General features: G+C 68.6%; 15 protein-coding genes and 2 tRNA genes. 2 read left to right on the forward strand and 15 right to left on the reverse strand.

What is annotated here, in order from left to right:
• Positions 1-36: 36 nt before the first annotated feature.
• The 6 genes from ACYQ8L_RS16015 to ACYQ8L_RS16040 form a co-directional block, all read right to left on the reverse strand.
• A complete protein-coding gene (locus ACYQ8L_RS16015) occupies positions 37-987 on the reverse strand; it encodes an acetyl-CoA decarbonylase/synthase complex subunit delta (RefSeq protein ID WP_459942818.1) in 951 nt (316 codons plus the stop codon).
• A gap of 64 nt (positions 988-1,051) precedes the next feature.
• A complete protein-coding gene (locus ACYQ8L_RS16020) occupies positions 1,052-1,807 on the reverse strand; it encodes an ATP-binding protein (protein WP_459942819.1) in 756 nt (251 codons plus the stop codon).
• A 39-nt stretch (positions 1,808-1,846) separates the two neighbouring features.
• Positions 1,847-3,802, reverse strand: a complete 1,956-nt coding sequence (locus ACYQ8L_RS16025; protein WP_459942820.1) for an ASKHA domain-containing protein — start codon at positions 3,800-3,802, stop codon at positions 1,847-1,849.
• A 77-nt stretch (positions 3,803-3,879) separates the two neighbouring features.
• Positions 3,880-5,610 (reverse strand): formate--tetrahydrofolate ligase, encoded by a 1,731-nt coding sequence (locus ACYQ8L_RS16030; RefSeq protein ID WP_459942821.1) that lies wholly within the window; start codon positions 5,608-5,610, stop codon positions 3,880-3,882.
• Positions 5,611-6,099: 489 nt separating this feature from the next.
• Complete coding sequence (fsa, locus tag ACYQ8L_RS16035; RefSeq protein WP_459942822.1) at positions 6,100-6,747, reverse strand: fructose-6-phosphate aldolase; 648 nt, start codon at positions 6,745-6,747, stop codon at positions 6,100-6,102.
• Positions 6,748-6,770: 23 nt separating this feature from the next.
• Positions 6,771-7,439 carry a hypothetical protein gene (locus tag ACYQ8L_RS16040; protein WP_459942823.1) on the reverse strand — a complete coding sequence of 223 codons (669 nt, stop codon included), beginning with the start codon at positions 7,437-7,439 and terminating at the stop codon, positions 6,771-6,773.
• Positions 7,440-7,680: 241 nt separating this feature from the next.
• Between ACYQ8L_RS16040 and ACYQ8L_RS16045 the strand changes: the two genes are divergently transcribed.
• Positions 7,681-7,767 (forward strand) — tRNA-Leu (locus tag ACYQ8L_RS16045).
• 269 nt (positions 7,768-8,036) lie between these two features.
• Here ACYQ8L_RS16045 and ACYQ8L_RS16050 read toward each other — a convergent pair.
• From ACYQ8L_RS16050 to cobT, 9 genes are all read right to left on the reverse strand, one after another.
• Positions 8,037-8,122, reverse strand: a tRNA-Leu gene (locus tag ACYQ8L_RS16050).
• A gap of 22 nt (positions 8,123-8,144) precedes the next feature.
• Complete coding sequence (secG, locus tag ACYQ8L_RS16055) at positions 8,145-8,477, reverse strand: preprotein translocase subunit SecG (RefSeq protein WP_459942824.1); 333 nt, start codon at positions 8,475-8,477, stop codon at positions 8,145-8,147.
• Positions 8,478-8,513: 36 nt separating this feature from the next.
• The gene (tpiA, locus tag ACYQ8L_RS16060; RefSeq protein WP_459942825.1) at positions 8,514-9,269 is read right to left on the reverse strand and encodes a triose-phosphate isomerase; all 756 of its coding nucleotides are present in this window, start codon (positions 9,267-9,269) and stop codon (positions 8,514-8,516) included.
• Between the two features lie 245 nt (positions 9,270-9,514).
• Positions 9,515-10,708 (reverse strand): phosphoglycerate kinase, encoded by a 1,194-nt coding sequence (locus ACYQ8L_RS16065; RefSeq protein ID WP_459942826.1) that lies wholly within the window; start codon positions 10,706-10,708, stop codon positions 9,515-9,517.
• A 198-nt stretch (positions 10,709-10,906) separates the two neighbouring features.
• The gene (gene galT, locus ACYQ8L_RS16070; RefSeq protein WP_459942827.1) at positions 10,907-11,926 is read right to left on the reverse strand and encodes a galactose-1-phosphate uridylyltransferase; all 1,020 of its coding nucleotides are present in this window, start codon (positions 11,924-11,926) and stop codon (positions 10,907-10,909) included.
• A gap of 47 nt (positions 11,927-11,973) precedes the next feature.
• Positions 11,974-13,302 carry a GGDEF domain-containing protein gene (locus ACYQ8L_RS16075; protein ID WP_459942828.1) on the reverse strand — a complete coding sequence of 443 codons (1,329 nt, stop codon included), beginning with the start codon at positions 13,300-13,302 and terminating at the stop codon, positions 11,974-11,976.
• A gap of 10 nt (positions 13,303-13,312) precedes the next feature.
• A complete protein-coding gene (cbiB, locus tag ACYQ8L_RS16080) occupies positions 13,313-14,284 on the reverse strand; it encodes an adenosylcobinamide-phosphate synthase CbiB (RefSeq protein WP_459942829.1) in 972 nt (323 codons plus the stop codon).
• Entirely contained in the window at positions 14,281-15,372 is a 1,092-nt protein-coding gene (locus tag ACYQ8L_RS16085) for a pyridoxal phosphate-dependent aminotransferase (RefSeq protein ID WP_459942830.1), read from the reverse strand. Before ACYQ8L_RS16085 ends, cbiB begins: the two co-directional genes overlap by 4 nt.
• Entirely contained in the window at positions 15,353-16,456 is a 1,104-nt protein-coding gene (gene cobT / locus ACYQ8L_RS16090; RefSeq protein ID WP_459942831.1) for a nicotinate mononucleotide-dependent phosphoribosyltransferase CobT, read from the reverse strand. Before cobT ends, ACYQ8L_RS16085 begins: the two co-directional genes overlap by 20 nt.
• 325 nt (positions 16,457-16,781) lie before the next feature.
• Here cobT and ACYQ8L_RS16095 point away from each other — a divergent pair, with 325 nt between their 5' ends.
• A complete protein-coding gene (locus ACYQ8L_RS16095) occupies positions 16,782-18,611 on the forward strand; it encodes a cytochrome C (protein WP_459942832.1) in 1,830 nt (609 codons plus the stop codon).
• Positions 18,612-18,988: the final 377 nt, after the last annotated feature.

Here is an 18,988-nt window from a genome sequence, read left to right on the forward strand (position 1 = left end):
AACCGTTTTCCTCCCTCGGTGGTTTCCCCAGGGCCGTTAGGCCATGAGCTCGTCGATGATCTTTTTCATAACCCGCACGGAGTCGGGGTGGCGCAGGATCAGGATGTCGGCGCCGGCCGCCAGCACGTCCACCGCCGAGATCGTCTCCCACAGGATGCCCCGGACCTTGGCGTCACCCCAGGCCGGCTCCTCCTCGGCCGACACCGAGGCCTCCTTGGTCTTCCAGGTGTACTTGCCCACGTCGAGGATCAAGGGGGACTGCATCTTCTCGTCGCCCTGCTTGAGCGCCGTCAGCCGGTCGCGCTCCATCACCGTGTAGCAGTACTCGATGCCATACCCGAGGGCGCCCATCTGGGGGTCCATCAGGATCTTGTCCATGGGCACGCCCAGGTTGTTCAGGAGGATGTTGAGCTGCTTGGCCATGTTCACGTCGATGGGGGTCTGCTGGACCACCACGTGGCCGTACCCGATGGCCGCGCCGCCGATCTTCTTGTAATTCCCTTCCTTGGCCGGCCCGATCACCAGGTTCATGCCGGCGCACACCTCGGCCACCTTGGCGAGCGTCTCGGCGTCCTTCTCGTCGTTCTCGCAGCCCCACACGATCAGGGGCACGGGGATCGCCTCGGCTACCTTTTTCGCGAGCTCGGCGGCCTCCTCCGCGGGGGTGTCCATGCCGTTGGGGTCGGTGCTCGCGAGCTGGAGGCAGATCGCGTCGGCGCCGTACTCCTCGACGCACTTCTTGGCCCAGGCCACCGGGTCGCCCATCACGTCGGCGAAGGGCTCCTTGCAGGCTGGGGCCCAGCCGTCGCACACCTCGGCCTTGTCGTACACCTCCATGGCAACCAGCGGGCGGTTCGGGAACTCACCCTCGAAGTTGCACAGGGGCATCGCGGTTTCGCCACCCACGGTGCGGGCCTTGTCGCCGGCGCCGATGGTGACCTCGACGATCTTGCCGTTGTACTTCTCTTTGGGGAACTCGAATGCCATGACTACCGCTCCTTTCGCCCAGTGGCCCGAAGGCCGTGGTCCAAAACGAAGGTCCCCAGGTCGACTATCCCGCCCCCTTGGGCAGGTACCTCTCCAGGATCTCGCCCACCGCCCGCACCGCCGCCGAGTCGGACGGAAGCTGGAACGTGGGCTTTCCTTCCAGGTCGTAGGCGTACACGTTGGGATCGTTGGGCACCACCCCGGCGAGCTCGAGCCCCAGCCGCTCGATCTCGGCCCGGGTGGCCTCGGGAAGATCCCCGTCGATCCGGTTCACGATCACCGCGATCCGCCCGATGTTGAGCTTGAGCTCGTCCACCAGGTCCCGGATTCGACCCGCGGCCTGGATGCCCCGCACCGACGAGTCCGTCACCGCGAACATCAGATCCATGTTGTGGGTGGTCCGGCGCGAGAGGTGCTCCATGCCGGCCTCGTTGTCCAACACCACGTACCGGTAGTTGTCCGCGATCTCGTCCATGTACTTCTTGCACAGGGTGTTGGCATAGCAGTAGCACCCCGGGCCCTCGGGCCGGCCCATCACGATCAGGTCGAACCCGTCGGCCTCGATGAGGCACTCCTGGGTCTTGTAGTTGATGTAGGCGTCCTTGGTCATGCCGGCGGGCACGTTGGAGAGCCCCTCGCGGATCTGGCCGATGGTCTGGTGCACCTCGAGGCCCAGGACCTCGTTGAGGTTCATGTTGGCGTCGGCATCAATGGCGAGCACCCGGCCCTCGCCCCGCTCCACGAGGTGGCGCAGGATGAGCCCGGCCACGGTGGTCTTTCCGGTGCCGCCCTTGCCGGCGACGGCGATGTTGAATCCCATGGAACTCCTCTATAGGGGGTGACGCCTGCGGTCGCGGGTCTAGGCCCTCAGCCGGGCCAAGGCCTGCTGGGCCAGACGCAACCGCTCGGCCTCCCGCGGGAACTCCTCCATGCGGGTGTGGGGCAGGAACAGCGCCGCCACGTACTCTTCCATATACATGTTGGAGGCCGAGAGCTCGATGTTCGTGATCATGGTGGCGATCTGCTCGGCCTCGTCGATCTTGTCGCGGTAGAGCGCCGCCAGTTGGCACCCCGCCAGCGACGTGTTTCCGCCGTAGGCCACCCGCTCCGGGTCGGTCTCGGGCAGAAGCCCGATGGCCATGGCCTTCTCCACGTCAATGAACTGGCCGAACCCGCCCGCGATGATGATCCGCTCGATGTCGGTGAAATGGAGCCCCACGCTCTTTAGAAGCACCGAGCAGGCCGAGTAGATCGAGCCCTTCGTGCGGATCAGGTTGTCGATGTCGGGCTCGATGATCGTGATGTCCTGGTCGATCTGGGTCTGGTCCTTCCAGCACAGGACGTACTCCCAGCCGTTCTCTCCCTCCCGGATGCGGTTCGTACGGCTGGCGAGCTCTCGGTTGAACTTGCCGTTTTGGCTGATGATCCCCGCCTCCACGAACTCGGCCAGGCAGTCGATCATGCCCGACCCGCAGATGCCCTTCGGGGGCACCTGGCCGATGGTGAGGATCATGGGTTCCAGGTTCTCCCGGTTGATCCGCACCTGCTCGATGGCCCCGAAGGTGGCCCGCATCCCGAACTTGACCCCCCCGCCCTCGAACGCCGGACCGGCCGAGGCCGACGCCGACACCATCCAGTCCTGGTTCCCGATGACGATCTCGCCGTTCGTGCCCACGTCCATGAACAGGGTGAGCCGCGGGTCGGTGTGCATCCCCGTGGCCAGCACCCCCGAGGTGATGTCGCCCCCCACGTAGCTCGCCACGCAGGGCATCACGTAACCCATGACGTGGGGCGGCACCTCGATGCCCAGGTCGGCCAGCCGAAACGGCGGAAAGAAGTTGGCCGTGGGCACGTAGGGCGCCTCCCGGATGTACTTGGGGTTCACCCCCAACAGGAGCTGGGTCATGGTGGTGTTGCCCGCGAACACCGCGTGGGAGATGTCGCCCCCCTCGGCCTCGGCCTTGCTCAGAAGCTCCTTGAGGACCCCGTTGATCGTCTTGACCGCCCGCTTCTGGAGCGCCTCGAGGCCGCCGGGCTTGAGGGCCGCGATGATCCGGGTGATCACGTCCTCGCCCATGGACACCTGGGCGTTGTAGTCGGCGGCCCGGGCCACCTCGTGCCCGGTGGTCACGTCGAGGAGCGCCCCGTGGATCGTGGTGGTGCCCACGTCGATGGCGAGCGCCAGGGTCTTCGAACGGGTGTCTCCCGGCTCCACCCGGACGATCCGGTGACTCCGGTGGGTGTGCATCACCGTGGCCGTGACGTTCCAGTCCCCCTCCCGGAGCACCGAAGGAAGGCCGGGGAGCACGGTGTAGTCGGTGGAGACCTTGTCGAGTTCGTACTCGCGCTTTAGGGCCTGGCCCAGACGGCCCATGTCCGACATGTTGTTGTCGGCCGTGGGAGGCGGGAGCTCCACGTAGTACTTGGCCACCGCCGGTTCCGGGACGATGCCCTCGTACTCCCGCTGGAACTTGGCGGCCCGGAGCACGTGGTCGGGCCGGCGGCCCAGGACGTCCTTCTCGTATCGGGATTCCACCGGCACCTCGACCACGAGGTCGCCGAGGATCTCGGTCTGGCAGGCCAGGCGGTAGCCCTTGGCCCACTCGTCCTGGGAGAGCTTTGAGGAGGGCTTGGAGCGGTACTCCCCCTCGAGTATCCGGACCTTGCACTTGCCGCAGGTGCCGGCCCCGCCGCACGAGGCGTTGACGTGCACGCCGGCGACCATCGCGACCCGGAGAAGATTCTCCGCCTCGCGGTAGACGTCGATGGACACGCCATCGGGTTCGAACCGGACCGTATAGCGGCGCTCGGGCAAAGCCGTCCCTCGAAAAAGGACAAACGGGGGAGGGGAGGAGCCCCCTCCCCCGTTGTCCGGAACCGAAACGAAGGGAGTTAGAACAAGCCTTTGATCTTGCCGTTCTCGTCGATGTCCACGTACCGGTAGGCCGGGTCGGCCGAGAGTCCCGGCATGGTGCGCATCTCGCCCAGAAGCGGGTACAGGAACCCGGCACCCACGCTGGCCCGGATGTCGCGCACCGGCACCCGGAAGCCCCGCGGCCGGCCCTTCAAGGTCGGGTCGTGGCTGAGGCTCAGGTGGGTCTTGGCCATGCAGATCGGGAACTTGTCGTAGCCAAGCTCGGTGTACCGCTTGATCTTCTCCTCGGCGGCTGGCATGTAGTCCACGCCGTCGGCCCCGTACATCTCCTTGGCGATGATCTCGATCTTCTGCTTGATGGACCAGTCGTCCGGGTAGAGGAACTTGAAGTTGCTGGGCTCGTCGCAGGCCTTCACCACCTCGTGGGCCGCGTCCTCGGCGCCGGGCCCGCCGTGCATCCAGACCTCGATCGGCACCGAGGCACGGGCGCCCGCCGCCTCGGCCCGCTTTTGAATCATCTTGACCTCGTCGTCCCGGTCGAAGGCGAACTTGTTGATCGTGTTCACCACCGGCACGCCGAATTTGCGCATGTTCTCGATGTGGGCCTCGAGGTTCTCGATGCCCTTCTCGAGGTAGTCGTAGTGCTCGCCCTTCAGGAACTCGGCCAGCTGCTTCGGGGTCATGCTGGCGATCTTCTCGTAGGGCATGCCGTGCATCTTGAGGGCCCGCACGGTGCAGGTGATCACCACGCAGTTGGGCTTGAACCCGCCGTAGCGGCAGGTGATGTCCATGAACTTCTCGGCGCCCATGTCGGAGGCGAACCCGGACTCGGTGACCACGTAGTCCCCGAGCTTCAGGGCCACCTTGTCGGCGATGATCGAGTTGTTGCCGTGGGCGATGTTGGCGAACGGTCCGGCATGGATAAACGCGGGGTTGCCCTCGAGGCTCTGGATCAGGTTGGGCTTCAGCGCGTCCTTCATGAGCACGGTCATGGCGCCGGCCACCTGGAGGTCCTCGGTGGTCACGGGCTTGCCGTCATAGGTGTACCCCAGCACGATCCGGCCCAACCGCTGGCGCAGGTCCTTGAGGTCGGTGGCGAGGGCCAGGATGGCCATCACCTCGGAGGCCACGGCGATGTCGTAGCCGCTTTCGCGCGGGATGCCGTTGAGCTTGCCGCCCAGGCCGATCACGATCTGCCGCAGGGCCCGGTCGTTCACGTCCACGACCCGGCGCCACTCGATGGTGAGGGGGTCGATATTGAGGGGGTTGCCGTGCAGGAGCGAGGCGTCCAGGGCCGCGGCGCACAGGTTGTGGGCGATGGATACCGCGTGGATGTCGCCCGTGAAGTGGAGGTTCAGGTCCTCCATGGGCACCACCTGGGAGTACCCGCCGCCAGCCGCGCCGCCCTTGATGCCGAACACCGGCCCGAGGCTCGGCTCCCGCAGGCACAGCATCGAGCGCTTACCGATGTAGTTCAGGCCCTCGTTGAGCCCGATGGAGGTGACGGTTTTGCCCTCCCCCAGCGGGGTGGGGGTGCAGGCGGTCACGTCGATGAGCTTGGCGTCGGGCCTGTCCTTCAGCCGCTCCAGGACCTTGGCGTAATCGACCTTGGCCTTGTAATTCCCGAAATACTCGAGTTCGTCTTCCAGGATGCCCGCCTTCTCGGCGATCTCCCGGATGTGCTTCATCTTGTGGTTCTGGGCGATCTCCAAGTCGGACGGGACGTGCCGGGGTTCGAGTTTCGCCATGGTTCTCCTCCCTTTGCTCTGGGGCCCGAACGGGCCTGGACGGAAACGTCGGCAACCCTTGCCTAAGCGCGGCGGAACCCGATTCCGCCGCGGGGGATCCCGTGCGGGGCAGACCTGGAACCAAGGTCCGTTCGGGGAGAGGACACGATCGGGATGCTGTGACGCAGCACCCGCGGAGTGCGGCCAAAGCCCTTCGGTAACCCCTCGCCGAACCCCAACCACTGGGAACTGCCGGGCCGGAACGCCGGCCCGAGCCAACGGAAAACAAGCCGGGGAGTCAAGCGCCCCAGGACCCGCACGGCGAAACACCGGTGCGAACTCCTGGTCCTCGGTCCCCAAACCGGCGCAAGGATACCGGCGCCGTTTTCGGGGTGTCAAGCGGTTTTTGCCTCAAAGATATTGAGAAAACCGGCACATTCTGCCCGGACGAACCCGGCGAAACCGTGCTGCAGAATCACCAAGGTTTGTTGTGGGCGAACGAATTCCCTTCTACTTGCCGGTATATCGGTCCCAGTCGGCCAGGAACTGCTGGATACCGAGATCCGTGAGCGGATGGCCCAGCATCTGGGTCAGCACCTTGTAGGGGATCGTCGCGATGTCGGCCCCGATCAGCGCCGCCTCGACCACGTGCATGGGGTGGCGCACGCTCGCCACGATCACCTCGGTGTCGAGCTCGTAGTTCCGGAACATTGTCACGATCTGCTCGATCAGGGCCATGCCCTCGTGGCCCCGGTCGTCGAGCCGCCCGACGAAGGGGCTCACGAAGGTGGCCCCCGCCTTGGCGGCGAGGAGCGCCTGGGGGGCGCTGAACACCAGGGTCACGTTGGTGCGGATGCCCTCGGCCGCAAGCCGGTGCACGGCCTGGAGTCCGTCGGCCGTGATCGGGATTTTGACCACGATGTTGTCGTGGATGGCCGCAAGCTCCCGGGCTTCGGCCACCATCTTCTCGGCCTCGAGGGCCACCACCTCGGCGCTCACCGGGCCGTCCACGATGCGGCAGATCTCGGCCAGTACCTCCCGGTAGGGCTGGCCCTCCTTGGCGATCAGGGTCGGGTTCGTGGTGACCCCGTCCACCACCCCCAGGGCCGCGCCTTTTTTGATGTCGTCGATGTTCGCGGTGTCCAAAAAGAGCTTCATCGTTGCCTCCGTCGCGTGGGGGATCAGAACCGGTGCCCGACCCCCAAGTAGATGCTGGTCTCGTCGAACAGGTGCACCTCGCCCGTGAAGTACACGTTGGGGTTCACGAAGTAGTCGGCCCCGCCGAACACCCCCAGGAAGCTGTCCTGCCGGTAGTCGTCCAGCTTGCCGTCGGCGTCGTACCGGCTCGCAGTGAACCGGATGCCGGCGAAGGGGTACATGTACCCCACCTTGCCGGCCGCCCCGATCTCCCGCACCACGTACCCGGCCAGGTGGTAGGCCTGGTGGCGGACCTTCCGCGAGCCGTCCTTGGACTGATCGAACTCGGCCTGGAGATCGGCCACCACCCGCACGTCGCCCGAGCGCAAAAGCCCGAACTTGGCCCCCACGCCGCCGAGGCCGCCGAGGGTTCCCTCGAAGTCCGCCTGGTTGAACTGGATGTCCGAAAACCCGAGGAAGGCGTAGAGGTCCAGCCCGTCCACCACCCCGGCCTGCACCCGGCCCAGCATCCGCCGGGTCGAGACCTCGTCCGGGACCCCGTCCTCCACGTCCTGCTCCCCGTAGGCCACGAACCCGCTCACCGCAAACCGCCCCGCCCCCAGGGGCGAGGCGAGCCCCGCCAGGTTCGCGGCCGCCGCCGGCCCGGCCGCGGCCAGCGCCCCGGCCACCAGTAGCCCGATTCCCTTTCGCATGGTTCGTTCGTCCTCCGTGTGATGTCCGCTGGGACGCGAGGAGGCTGGGATGCCGAAAGGCTGAACCTCGCCGCGATCCCCGCCTCACCGCTCGCTCCTGCCGCGCCGCGATACCTACCACAACCCCACCCCTGCTCCAAGCCCCCCCCAGTCGCCCGGCAGCGCTCTTGCCGAAACACCCCGGAGTTCGCCTCCGACGCTTGACGCTCGGCGGCCCTGCATGGTATCTAACGCCTCCCGTGCCGAAGTGGCGGAACTGGTAGACGCGCCAGATTCAGGATCTGGTGGGCGCAAGCCCGTGGAGGTTCGAGTCCTCTCTTCGGCACCAAGACGATCGCGACGGGTTACCGGACCGGCCGGTAACCCGTTTTTTCGTTCCGGGGACCTCTTTCGGCCGCGGAGGGACCTTTCCGCGCGGAAGGGGCCGGCGCGTCCGGTGCCTCGCGGCGCCATCCCCCTCCGCACGCGGGGGGGGGCGAGGGGCCTGCCACCCGGGGGCGGCACAGTGGGGCAGGGGAACTGGCGCCCCGGGCGTAATGCCGTGCTTCCGGCATAGCAAAAGGGGAGCCGATCTCTCGGCTCCCCTTTTGGATCAACTGGTGCCCAGGGCCGGACTCGAACCGGCACGGGATTGCCCCACTACCCCCTCAAGATAGCGTGTCTACCAGTTCCACCACCTGGGCACGGATTCGGTTTTCAGTCGTGCTACTGCTGCCCCGCGGGCTGCTGCGCCGGCTGCTCGGCCGGGGCGGGCGCTTCAGGGGCCGGCGCCGTGGCCGCCGGCTGATCCGGCACCACGCTCACCTTATACCGATGGCTCGCCATATAGGTCAAGCCCAGGGAGGTGAGCATGAACACGCCGGCCGCGGCCGCCGTGAGCTTGCCGAGGAAGGTGGTCCCGCCCGAGCTCCCGAACAGGGTCTGGCTCGATCCGCCGAACACGGCGCCCATGTCGGCACCCTTGCCCTGCTGGAGGAGCACGATGCCCACCAGGATGAAGCTTACAAGCACGTGGAGGATGATCAACGCCGTATACATGTCGTCGGTCCCGTTCCAAGAGGATCGAAACGCACCTTATACCGCACTTCGGGCGATGGATGCAAATGCCTCGGCCTGGAGGCTCGCCCCGCCCACCAGGGCGCCGTCGACGTCGGGCTGCCCGAGGAGCTCCGCCGCGTTGTCGGGCTTGACGCTCCCGCCATAGAGGATCCGCACCGTCTCCGCCGCCTCCGGCCCCCCGATCCCTTCAAGCACCGAGCGGATGTGGGCGTGCATCTCCTGGGCCTGTTCGGCCGTGGCTGAGCGGCCTGTGCCGATGGCCCACACGGGCTCATAGGCCACCACCACCCGCCGCAGATCCTCGGGGCCCAGGGGCCCGAGGCCCGCCCGGATCTGGGTTTCCACCACCTCGAAGGCCCGGCCGTCGTCGCGCTGGTCGAGGGTTTCGCCCACGCACACGATCGGGGTCATGCCCGCCCCCAGGACCCGCCCCGCCTTCCGGGCCACCAAGTCGTCGGTTTCCCCGAAATCCCGACGGCGCTCGGAGTGGCCCACGATTACGTAGGCGACCCCGAGTTCCGCGAGCATGGGCGCCGAAACCTCGCCCGTGTACGCGCCCTCGAGCTCCCAGTGGACGTTCTGGGCCCCGAGCCGCACCGGCGAGCCGTCGAGCACCTGGGCCACGGCCGAGAGCGCCGTGAACGGCGGGGCCACGGCCACCTCCACGCCCGTGAGATCCCGGACGCCGGCCACGACCCCTTCCGCCAGGGCCCGGGCCTCGGACACCGTTTTGTGCATCTTCCAGTTGCCGGCCACGAGGGGCTTGCGCATGGGAAACTCCTTGGGAAGCTAGGCGGCAAGGCGGCTGGGCAGCTTGGCGGCTAACATCACTAGCGATTCTCCCGTTGTTGCCTGGCTAGGTGTGCACGGGCGGCGTTCGGGCCATGGCGGTTGGTCCGGCGGCCCGAGGCGCGCATCAAAAGGCGCTCCCATGCCTCGGGCCGGGGGCCGGCGCCAAAATGCCCAGAGGGTTTTGGCCGCCGAGCCGCCCCGCAGCCTCGCCGCCCAGCCAGGCGTTACTCGGCCGATTCCAACGCCGCGATGCCAGGGAGGGTCTTCCCCTCGAGGAGCTCGAGCGACGCGCCGCCCCCGGTGGAGATGTGGGAGATCCGGTCGGCGACCCCGGCCTGGTTTACCGCGGCCACGCTGTCGCCCCCCCCCACCACGGTGAAGGCCGAGGACTCGGCCGCGGCCCGGGCCACGGCCACGGTGCCCTCGGCGAAGGGAGGGATCTCGAAGACGCCCATGGGCCCGTTCCAGACCACGGTACGGGCCTTCTCGATCGCCTCGGCGTACGCGGTTCGGGTCTTGGGGCCGATGTCCACCCCCCTCCACCCGGCCGGGATTTCGGCCCCTTCGGTGGTTCGCGTCTCCGCCCCGGCCGAGAGGTCCCGGGCGATCACGTGGTCGGACGGGAGCGCGATCTCCTTGCCCGCCTTCTCGGCCTCGGCGAGGAGTTCGGCCGCGAGCCCCACCTTGTCTTCCTCGACCAGGGAGTCCCCCACGGGTATGCCCCGGGCCCGCAGGAAGGTGTAGGCCATGGCCCCGCCCACGAGCAGCCGGTCCACCCTGGGCAGGAGGTTTCGGATCACCCCGATCTTGTCGCTCACCTTGGCCCCGCCCAGCACCGCCACGTAGGGATGCTCGGGCTCCCGGAGCACCCGTTCGAACGCCCGGATCTCCTGGAGGAGCAGGAATCCGGCGGCCTTTCGGTCGGGAGGGAACAGGGCGGCCATGCCGGCCGTGGTGGCGTGGGCCCGGTGGCAGGTGCCGAAGGCGTCGTTCACGTAGGCCTCCGCCAACGCCGCGAGCTGGCGGCAGAGCTCCGGGTCGTTTTTGGTTTCCCCGGGGTGGAACCGCACGTTTTCCAGCAGGAGCACCTCGCCGGGTTCGAGGTTTCGGGCGAGTTCCTCCACCTTGGGGCCCACGACCTCCGGCGCCAGGAACACGCTCATGCCCAGGAGCTCCCCCAGCCGCTCGGCCACCGGGCCCAGGGAGTAGGCCGGGTCCGGGGCCCCCTTGGGCCGGCCCAGGTGGCTCGCCACCACCAGGGCGGCGCCCCGGTCGAGCAGGTGGCGCAGGGTGGGAAGCGCCGCCCGTATCCGTGTGTCGTCGGTGATCCGGCCCTCCTTGAGGGGCACGTTGAAATCCACGCGCACGAACACCCGCTTTCCCTGAACCTCGAGATCTTCCACCGAACGGATCGCCATGGGACACCCCCTTTTCGGCTGGAACTGGAAAGCGAGAAGGCTGGAACGCTCGGCTCGAAAGCTCGCCCCCCCCGGTACCAGCCCCAACGGTTCGTCCGGGTGCCCGCCGTCGTACGACGGCGCAGCGGGTCGGCGGTCCGGGGAGGGCCGGATCCGGGGATTCAGGCCCGCGTACGATAAGTTCTGCCCCCTCGCGGGTCAATGGTCCCCCGGGACGCCCCCCCGAAGCAGCCGGGCGTCCTCCTCTGGCAGCGACGGATTGATCGCGATGTTGGTGCCGATCTCGAACCCGGCCCGCCGGGTTAGCCGGGGCAGGATTTGAAGATACCAATGGACGTGGGGTTCCCCCACCCGGTACTGGGTGGAGGAATGGATCACATAGTTATAGTCGGGCCGCCCGAGTGCGGTGGCAACGCGCCGAAGGCTGTCCCGAAGGATCTGCGCCAACAGGACCTTCTCGGACTCCTCCAGTTCCACGAAATCCGCCTGGTGGCGCCGGGGCACGATCCAGATCTCGCACGGGGTCTCGGCCGCAAAGGGCACGAACGCGACAAACGCCGGGTTGGTCAGCACCAGCCGCTCCCCGACACGCAACTCCTCCGCCACCGTGTCGCACAGACAGCACCGGCCCCACTCGTCGAAATACCGCTGCGCCTCCTCCTCCCGCCACCGGACGTAGGGCGGGGCTACCGGAAGCGAGATGACCTGCGAGTGGGGGTGCGCCATGGATGCCCCTGCTCCGACGCCCCGATTTCGAAAGGTGAGGGTGAGCAGGGTGTCATCCCGGGCCATCAACTCCCGATGTCGGCGATGGTACGTGTCGACAACGGCGAGAACCTCCTCCGGTTCCATGTCGGGGATGTCTCTGTTGTGGTACGGGCTTTCGATGATCACTTCGTGCCGGCCGTGTCCTCCCACGGCAAGGTACGCCCCCACCTGCAACCTCCGGGCGTCCAACCCGGGGGAAAGGGCCGGGTATTTGTTCGGGATGACGCGGGTCCGCCATCCCTGGGGGGGCGGCCCGGGGACTTCTTCGACCACGGGACCCAGGGCTTCCTCGTTGCCCGGGCAGAACGGGCAGGAGGGGTCGTGGGGGGCGTCCGCCGACAGATCGGCCGGCGCCGGAGCCTCCCTAAGATCGGTGGGACGCCGCCTGCGGGAGGGGGCGAAGATGACCCACTGCTTCGTGACCTTGTTCTGCCGGATGACGTGGTCCATGGCCACGGAACTCCTTGCGCCGGCTTACGTTGGCCCACGGCCCGAGGTCAGCCGGCTTCGACCCGGTTTCGGCCGCCCTCCTTGGCCCGGTAGAGGGCCTCGTCAGCACGCTGAAAGGCCGAGGCGGCCGTGTCGCCCGGCCGGAACTGGGCCACCCCGCAGGAGACCGTGATCGGCACGGGCTCGCCGCGGGCGTGGAACCGGAACGCCTCGACGCTCCGGCGGATCTTCTCGGCCACCTTAACCGCGGCCTCCAGCGGGGTTTCGGGCAGCAACACCACAAACTCCTCGCCCCCGTACCGGCCGAAGAAGTCCACCTCCCGGATCTGGGACCCGGCGATCTGGGCGATGGCCCTGAGGACCTTGTCGCCGGCCCGGTGGCCGAACCGGTCGTTGATCCCCTTGAACTTGTCCACGTCGAGCACGATGACCGAAAGCGGGCTTCCGTAACGTCGCCACCGGGCCTCCTCGGCCCGGACCCGCTCCTCGTACGCCAGCCGGTTGAAGCACCCCGTGAGGGGGTCCCGAAGGCTCTGCTCCCGGGCCTCCCGCGCCCGCTCCCGGTGGGTTTCGACCTCCTCCTCGAGGCGGCTCACCGCCTGGCGCAACCGCTCCACCTCGGCCCGGAGCTCCTCTTCCCGGTTCTCGTCCGCCTTCCGGTGGGCCTCGAGGTGGCGTTCGATCGCCTCCAGGCTGCCCCGGATCCAGTCGCGCAGGGTGGCCACATCGGCCGCGCCGGCGCTTCGCTCGGCCAGGCCCCGCATCTCCTGGCGGACCGCCGTGTCCAGCCGGCGGGTGGCGGCAAACCCCTCCCTCGACCGCTCCCAGGTCCCCAGGAGCCCCTGGTCAATGAGCCGGAGCCGCTCGGCCATCTCCTGGAGGAGGGTCTCCAGTTGGGCCTTCTCGTCGGCCACCGCCGCCTGCATCCGGTACACCAGGCCCGCGACGGTATCGATCGCGTCGGGCAGCTCGTCGGGGGGGATGCCCGGCTCGAACCGCTCGATGAGCTTTAGTGCCTCCTCGGCGCAGTTCGGGGGCAGGGGCAGGCGCTCCACCAGATGGATCAGCACGAGGTGCACCGGAGGGCCTCCCCCGCCGGGCTCGGCCCACCGGGTCTCGGTGAGCACCCGTTCCTTGAGGGCCTCCACCTTCTCCTCCACCCGTGCCAGATCGAGACCGGCCTTGAGGTCCTCTCGGATCTCGGCCAGGGCCGCCGAGATCTCCGGGGTGGACGGACCCTCGGCCACGATGGAGAGGTGGGTCAGGATCCGGCGCACCCGGTCGCCCAAGGCGGCCCACTCCCGCTCCTTCGCGTCGAGTTCGTCCACGAGCCGCAGATATTTTTCGCGGTAGGTGAGGTCGTCGGGTCGGGCCATTGCCGGTTGCCTATGGTGAAACCAGAAGGAGGAGCACCGCGCCACCCGTCGCGGCCAGAGCCGACACCACCCAGAGGAGTCGAAGGCCGCGATCCAGGTGTTCCGGCCCCGGAAGGGGCCCCGGGTCGCCCAGGCGGGGGCTCGCCCGGAGCACGCCCCCGTAGCGCGCCGGCCCGCCCAGTTCCACCCCCAGGGCCGCCGCGAAGGCGGCCTCAGGAAACCCGGCATTGGGCGATTTGTGGAGCCGGCCGTCCCGCCAGGCGACCCGGAGCGCGCGCCGGCCCCTGCCCCACAGGATCTCGGCGCCCAGGGCCGCGAGAACCGCGGTTAGGCGGGCCGGAATCCAGTTTGCCACGTCGTCGGCCCGGGCGCTAACCCGGCCGAACCGCTCGTAGCGCGGGTTCCGGTACCCCACCATGGAGTCCAGCGTGTTCACCGCCTTGTAGGCCACGGCCAAGGCCGGGCCGCAGCCGAACGCCGCCCCGAGGGCCAGGTAGAAGAGAGGGGCCACCACCCCGTCGGAGGCGTTCTCGGCCACGGTTTCCACGGCGGCCCGGAGGATCTGGGGAGGGGGGAGGGCGGCGGTGTCCCGCCCCACGATCCGGCCGAGCCACCGCCGGGCGGCCTCGATGCGCCCCCGCCGAACCAGCCGTCCCACCTCGCGCGCCTCCTGGGCGAGGGCCCGGGTGGCCAGGCAGGCGTACGCCAGGTAGACCCCGACGGCCCCGCCCAGGGCCGGGTGAACCCAATGGGCCAGCCGCCATAGCCCCCAGGCCGCGCCAAAGGCCGAGACCACCACGGCCGCCCAGAGGGCGGCGCCCCGCCACAGGGCGCCGTCGGCCGCGTAGAGCTTCGCCTCGAGCCGCGAGATTGCCCGGCCGATCGCTACGACCGGGTGGGGCCAGGGGATCCAGGCCGGATCCCCGAAGGCGGCGTCGAGAAGCCAGGCGGCGAGGAGGTGGCCGGGGCCGAACCCGGTCATCCCGCGGCCCTCCGGGCGCCGAGGATCCCCTCCAGGGCCCGAAGCAGCTCGTCGTCCTCCTCGGGCCGCCTCACGGCGATCCGCAGAAACCGGTCCCCCAGGCCGAAGCTCCCGCAGTGGCGTACCAGGAGCCCCTGGCGCGCCAGGGCTTCGTAGACGGCGGTGGCCGAGGGAGCTGGCGGGAGGAGTTCCACGAGCAGGTAGTTGGCCGCCGGGGGCAGAGGACGGACCCCCGGAAGCCGGCCCAGCCGTTCCCGGAACCGCTCGGCCTCCCCGAGGATGGCCGCGCGGGTCTCCTGCTCCCAGTCCGTCTGGGCCACGCAGTACGCGCCGGCCGCCTGGGCCAGCGTGTTCACCGACCAGGGCACCTGGAGCCGGCCGATCCGCCCCACGAGGTCGGGAGGGCCGGCCAGGAACCCGAGCCGCAGGCCGGGGAGGGCGTAAAATTTCGTAAGCGACCGCAAGACGAGGAGCCCCGCGCCGTCGGCGGCCCGGCCGAGCACGCCCTGGTCCGGGCAAAAGTCCATGAACGCCTCGTCCACCAGGAGCACGGCCCCCCGCTCCCGGCAGTGCTGGGCGAGGCGAAGGATCTCTTCGGGCGGCTCCCGGCACCCCGCCGGGTTTCCCGGGTTCGAGAACACCACCAGGTCGCCCGGCGCCACGACCTCGGCCAGCCGGCCGAAGTCCACCCGGAACCCCCGGGCGGCCTGGCGCGGAACCTCGACGAAGGCGGTTCCGGCCGGAGCAAACTGGGCGTACAGGCTGAAATCCGGCGGGCACCACACGAGCCTCGCCGGCACCAGCGCCCGAAGGGCCAGGTCGATGAGCTCGGCCGAGCCGTTCCCTGGCAGGATCTCCTCTTCAGAAACGCCGAACCGACGGGCCAGGGCCGCCCGCAGCCCCCGGCACCCCCGGTCGGGGTAGTGGACGATGCGGGGCCAGACCCGGCCGAGCTCCTCCCAGAGCCCCGGAGGGGGTCCGTAGGGGTTGATGGAGGCGCTGAAGTCCAGGATCCGCGTGCCCTCCGGCCGGCCCCACACGTCGCCCCCGTGGTCCTGGGGCCAGGCCTCAGGCCGGCGGGAGACCACGCACCACCTCCTCGATGGCCCGGACGAGGGCGTCGTGTTCCATGCCGGCCGCGAAGGCCGCGCATGCTGCCGCGCCCGCGCCCACGCCTTCCTTCACGAGCCCCTCCTCGTACCGTTGCAGTCCGGGCAGCGCGCTCCCCGAAAAATCGAGCCCGCAATGGACCGCCGGAACCTCCAGGGGCAGGTGGCCCAGCAGCCCCGCCAGATCGGCGGCCGGGTCTTCGGCCACCCACCGGGTGGTGGCGAGGCTCAGCCGTTCCGGGGCCCCGGGCTGCCCCTCCTGCCAGAACCGCAGCGCCAGGGCGGCCACGGCGGCCATCTGGGTGCCGCCGGCCAAGACCACCGGCACCCGCAGACTCGCCTCGAGGGCGATCCAGGCCGCCACCGGCTGCATCGGGTCCCCGACCGCCGCTGCCACCTCGCGGCCCGTCGCGCCCGGCCGCAGTCCCGCCGCCTTGAGGGCCTGCTCCACCACCTTGCGCTTGAGGTCGTGGTTCCCGCCGGGCATGGACGACGACACCCGGCCCCCGGCCGGGATCCCGAGCCCCTCCAGGAGCGACTGGGCCGTGGTGGTGCCCCCGGGCACGCATTCGGCCAGGATGAGCCAGGGGGCCGTCGAGGCGAGATACGCGCCGGCGGCCCGGGCCCGGTCGCGCAGTCCCTCGGGAAGGTCGAGGGCCCTCCCGGTGGTGATGCACCGCCCCGGGACCCCGCCGAGGACGAGGTGGGGGGTCTGGGGCGGAACCCGGGTTCCGGCGTCCACGATGAGCGCCGTCACCCCCAGGGCTTCCAGGGCGGCCCGGGTGATCACGACCGGGCTCGGGGGGCCCAGGGGGTTCCGGGGAATCTCCGGCAGGCTCAGGGGTCGCCCGAACAGGAGGAACTCGCTGTCCAAGGCGGCCGTGTACCGGCGCTTTTCGGGGGTGGCCCCGGCCGCCGAGATCCCCGGGATCTCGGCGGTGTCGGTGGAGCCGATCACACAGGCGAAGGCCGGCCGGCCCCGGAGGTTGGCCCACAGGCGGGCGGCCGCCTCGGGGGCGTGGACGGCGCCGAGGGGCGGGGGAAGTTCGGGCGCGGTGGGCATGTGGGCTCCGTCTCGTTTCGGGAAAAACGGCCGCTTACCCTAGCCCTGGGGCCGGTTCACGGTCAACTCCGGGGCGGAGCACCGGGGGGTGAAACATCCCGTTTCACTCCGTTTCGCGTTTCGCTTTTTCGTGAGTCCCTGAAACAAATTTTGGGAATTCTTGCGATCTTGACGGGAAATCTCCCGGGTGGTCTCCTAGGGAGCGCTCGTGAACGATTACACACCCAGGGCGGGTCGGAAAGGAGGTGATTCGGAACAGCCCGCCGCAGCGTCGGATATTGCCGTCGGATTCCTTATCTTCATCTTCCAGGATGGGGGAGTTGCCATGATGCACAAGCGTTGGCTTCGAGGGATCGTGTGGGGTTTGATCGCGGCATGGGCCTCGGTTCCGGGCCCGGCCCGGGCGTCGGTGGACGACAGCCAGTGCGTGGAGTGCCACTCGGAGATCGACTACGAGGCGTATTCCGCCTCGGTGCACGGCCGAAACGCCTGCAACAGCTGCCACTTCGACGTGATTGACATCGAGGAGCACGAGACCTGCGGCTCCCAGACCCAGGAGAAGGTCGAGACCTGTCACCGGTGTCACCCGGACGAGGGGCGCGAACACTTCGCCTCGGTGCACATGATGAACGACATCCGGTGCGCGGACTGCCACTCGGATGTGCATTCCCTCACGAAATGGGAGGGGGACAAGAACCGGGTGGTGGCCGTGTGCTCCGTCTGCCACGACGCGGAAGGGTACCAGGAAAGCGTCCATGGAAAGGCCGTGGCGGCGGGAAACCGTGACTCGGCGGCCTGCCACGACTGTCACGGGCTCCACCGCATCGAGGAACTGGGCGACCCCAACACCCACGAGTACCGCGAGTTCCACACCGAGACCTGCCACCGGTGCCACGCCGACGAAGAGATGATGCGCCGAAACGGCGTGCCCACCATCGCCGTCAAAACGTACGAGGAGAGCTACCACGGAAAGGTGGAAGCCCTCGGGTCGGCGCTGGCCGCCGGGTGCGCCGACTGCCACCGAGCCCATGAGATTCTTCCCCCGAGCGATCCCCGGTCCAGCATCCACCCGGACAACCTGGCCGAAACCTGCGGGGCCTGCCACCCGGGCTCGACCATCCAGTTCGCCCAGTTCCTGCCCCACGCCGACCACCGCGACAAGGAAAACTACCCGGTCCTCTACTACACCTGGTTGTTCATGACCGCGCTCCTGGTGGGGGTGTTCGCGGTGTTCTGGCTCCATACTCTGCTGTGGTGGCGGGCCGCGTACTGGGAGCGCCGGGAGCGGCTCCTCCGGGGGCACTACGAGCTTTCGGAGATCCCCGAACCGCTCAGGCCCTACAAACGCTTCAGCTGGTTCGACCGGATCCTGCACCTGGCGATGATGGTGAGCTTTCTGGGTCTCGTGGTCACGGGCTTGCCGCTCAAGTTCCACGATGCCGCCTGGGCCCCGGCCGTGATGCGTCTCTTGGGCGGCCCCCATCAGGCGGGGTGGATCCACCGGATCTGCGCCCTGATCACGTTCGGGTACTTCGGCGCCTGCCTCCTCTACATCCTCTACTACCTGTTCGCAAAGCCCACCGGGGAGACGTTCTGGCAGAAGCTCTTTGGCCCCGACTCGCTCTTTCCCAACTGGCAGGACGTCAAGGACATCGCCGCCATGGTGCGATGGTTCTTCGGACTGGGCCACGAGCCCACCTTCGACCGGTGGACCTACTGGGAGAAGTTCGATTTCCTGGCGGTGTTCTGGGGGATGTTCGCCATCGGTGGGTCGGGGCTGCTCCTGTGGTTCCCCGAGTTTTTCGGGCGGTTCCTGCCGGGGTGGGTGTTCAACGTGGCCATCATCGTGCACAGCGACGAGGCCCTCCTGGCCTCGGGGTTCATCTTCACGGTGCACTTCTTCAACACCCACTTCCGGCCCGGCAAGTTCCCCATGGATCCCGTGATCTTCCGGGGCCGGCTGCCGAAGTACGAGCTGTGGGAGGAGCGCCGGCGCTGGTATGAGCGCCTGGAGAAGCAGGGCAAGCTGGAATCCCTCGCCGAGAAGCCCACGCCTCCCCTGTGGGACCTGATCGGCCAGCTCCTGGGCTTCACGGCCCTGGGGGTGGGGCTCGTGTGCATCGCCCTTGTGGCGTGGGGATTTCTCGCCCACTGATTGCGGGGTTGTACCACCCCCTTCCTGTTCGATTTGAGCCGCTGGCTCGGCCGGTCCCCGTGAGGGCCGGCCTTTTTCTTTGCCGGCTCAACTGCCGTGGGTCGTGAGGTCGGCCAAGCAACGTCCGCTGGAACGCTGGGAGGCTAGAAGGCCAAAACACACTGCGATTCCAGCGCTTATCGTGCGTGGTCCCGTTGCCGCGGTGGGCCCCCCTGTTACTAAGACCAACGAAAGTATTGTCAGATCCCCGGCGTTGCAACGGAAACCCGCGGGTGGGGGGCTGGTGGAAAGCCGGGTGCGGCCTCTCACCTCGCCGCGCCGTCACCACGCCCGGCCGGAACCAGTCCCCCACCCGCCCTCGGCAATACATTTGGTAT

Source organism: Deferrisoma palaeochoriense, assembly GCF_054656955.1.

What these genes read in the sequence shown, in the direction of transcription:
- ACYQ8L_RS16015 (WP_459942818.1), bottom strand. Translation starts at nt 987, where the DNA reads ATGGCATTCGAGTTCCCCAAAGAGAAGTACAACGGCAAGATCGTCGAG.
- ACYQ8L_RS16020 (WP_459942819.1), bottom strand. Translation starts at nt 1,807, where the DNA reads ATGGGATTCAACATCGCCGTCGCCGGCAAGGGCGGCACCGGAAAGACC.
- ACYQ8L_RS16030 (WP_459942821.1), bottom strand. Translation starts at nt 5,610, where the DNA reads ATGGCGAAACTCGAACCCCGGCACGTCCCGTCCGACTTGGAGATCGCC.
- fsa (WP_459942822.1), bottom strand. Translation starts at nt 6,747, where the DNA reads ATGAAGCTCTTTTTGGACACCGCGAACATCGACGACATCAAAAAAGGC.
- ACYQ8L_RS16040 (WP_459942823.1), bottom strand. Translation starts at nt 7,439, where the DNA reads ATGCGAAAGGGAATCGGGCTACTGGTGGCCGGGGCGCTGGCCGCGGCC.
- secG (WP_459942824.1), bottom strand. Translation starts at nt 8,477, where the DNA reads ATGTATACGGCGTTGATCATCCTCCACGTGCTTGTAAGCTTCATCCTG.
- tpiA (WP_459942825.1), bottom strand. Translation starts at nt 9,269, where the DNA reads ATGCGCAAGCCCCTCGTGGCCGGCAACTGGAAGATGCACAAAACGGTG.
- ACYQ8L_RS16065 (WP_459942826.1), bottom strand. Translation starts at nt 10,708, where the DNA reads ATGGCGATCCGTTCGGTGGAAGATCTCGAGGTTCAGGGAAAGCGGGTG.
- galT (WP_459942827.1), bottom strand. Translation starts at nt 11,926, where the DNA reads ATGGACCACGTCATCCGGCAGAACAAGGTCACGAAGCAGTGGGTCATC.
- ACYQ8L_RS16075 (WP_459942828.1), bottom strand. Translation starts at nt 13,302, where the DNA reads ATGGCCCGACCCGACGACCTCACCTACCGCGAAAAATATCTGCGGCTC.
- cbiB (WP_459942829.1), bottom strand. Translation starts at nt 14,284, where the DNA reads ATGACCGGGTTCGGCCCCGGCCACCTCCTCGCCGCCTGGCTTCTCGAC.
- cobT (WP_459942831.1), bottom strand. Translation starts at nt 16,456, where the DNA reads ATGCCCACCGCGCCCGAACTTCCCCCGCCCCTCGGCGCCGTCCACGCC.
- ACYQ8L_RS16095 (WP_459942832.1), top strand. Translation starts at nt 16,782, where the DNA reads ATGATGCACAAGCGTTGGCTTCGAGGGATCGTGTGGGGTTTGATCGCG.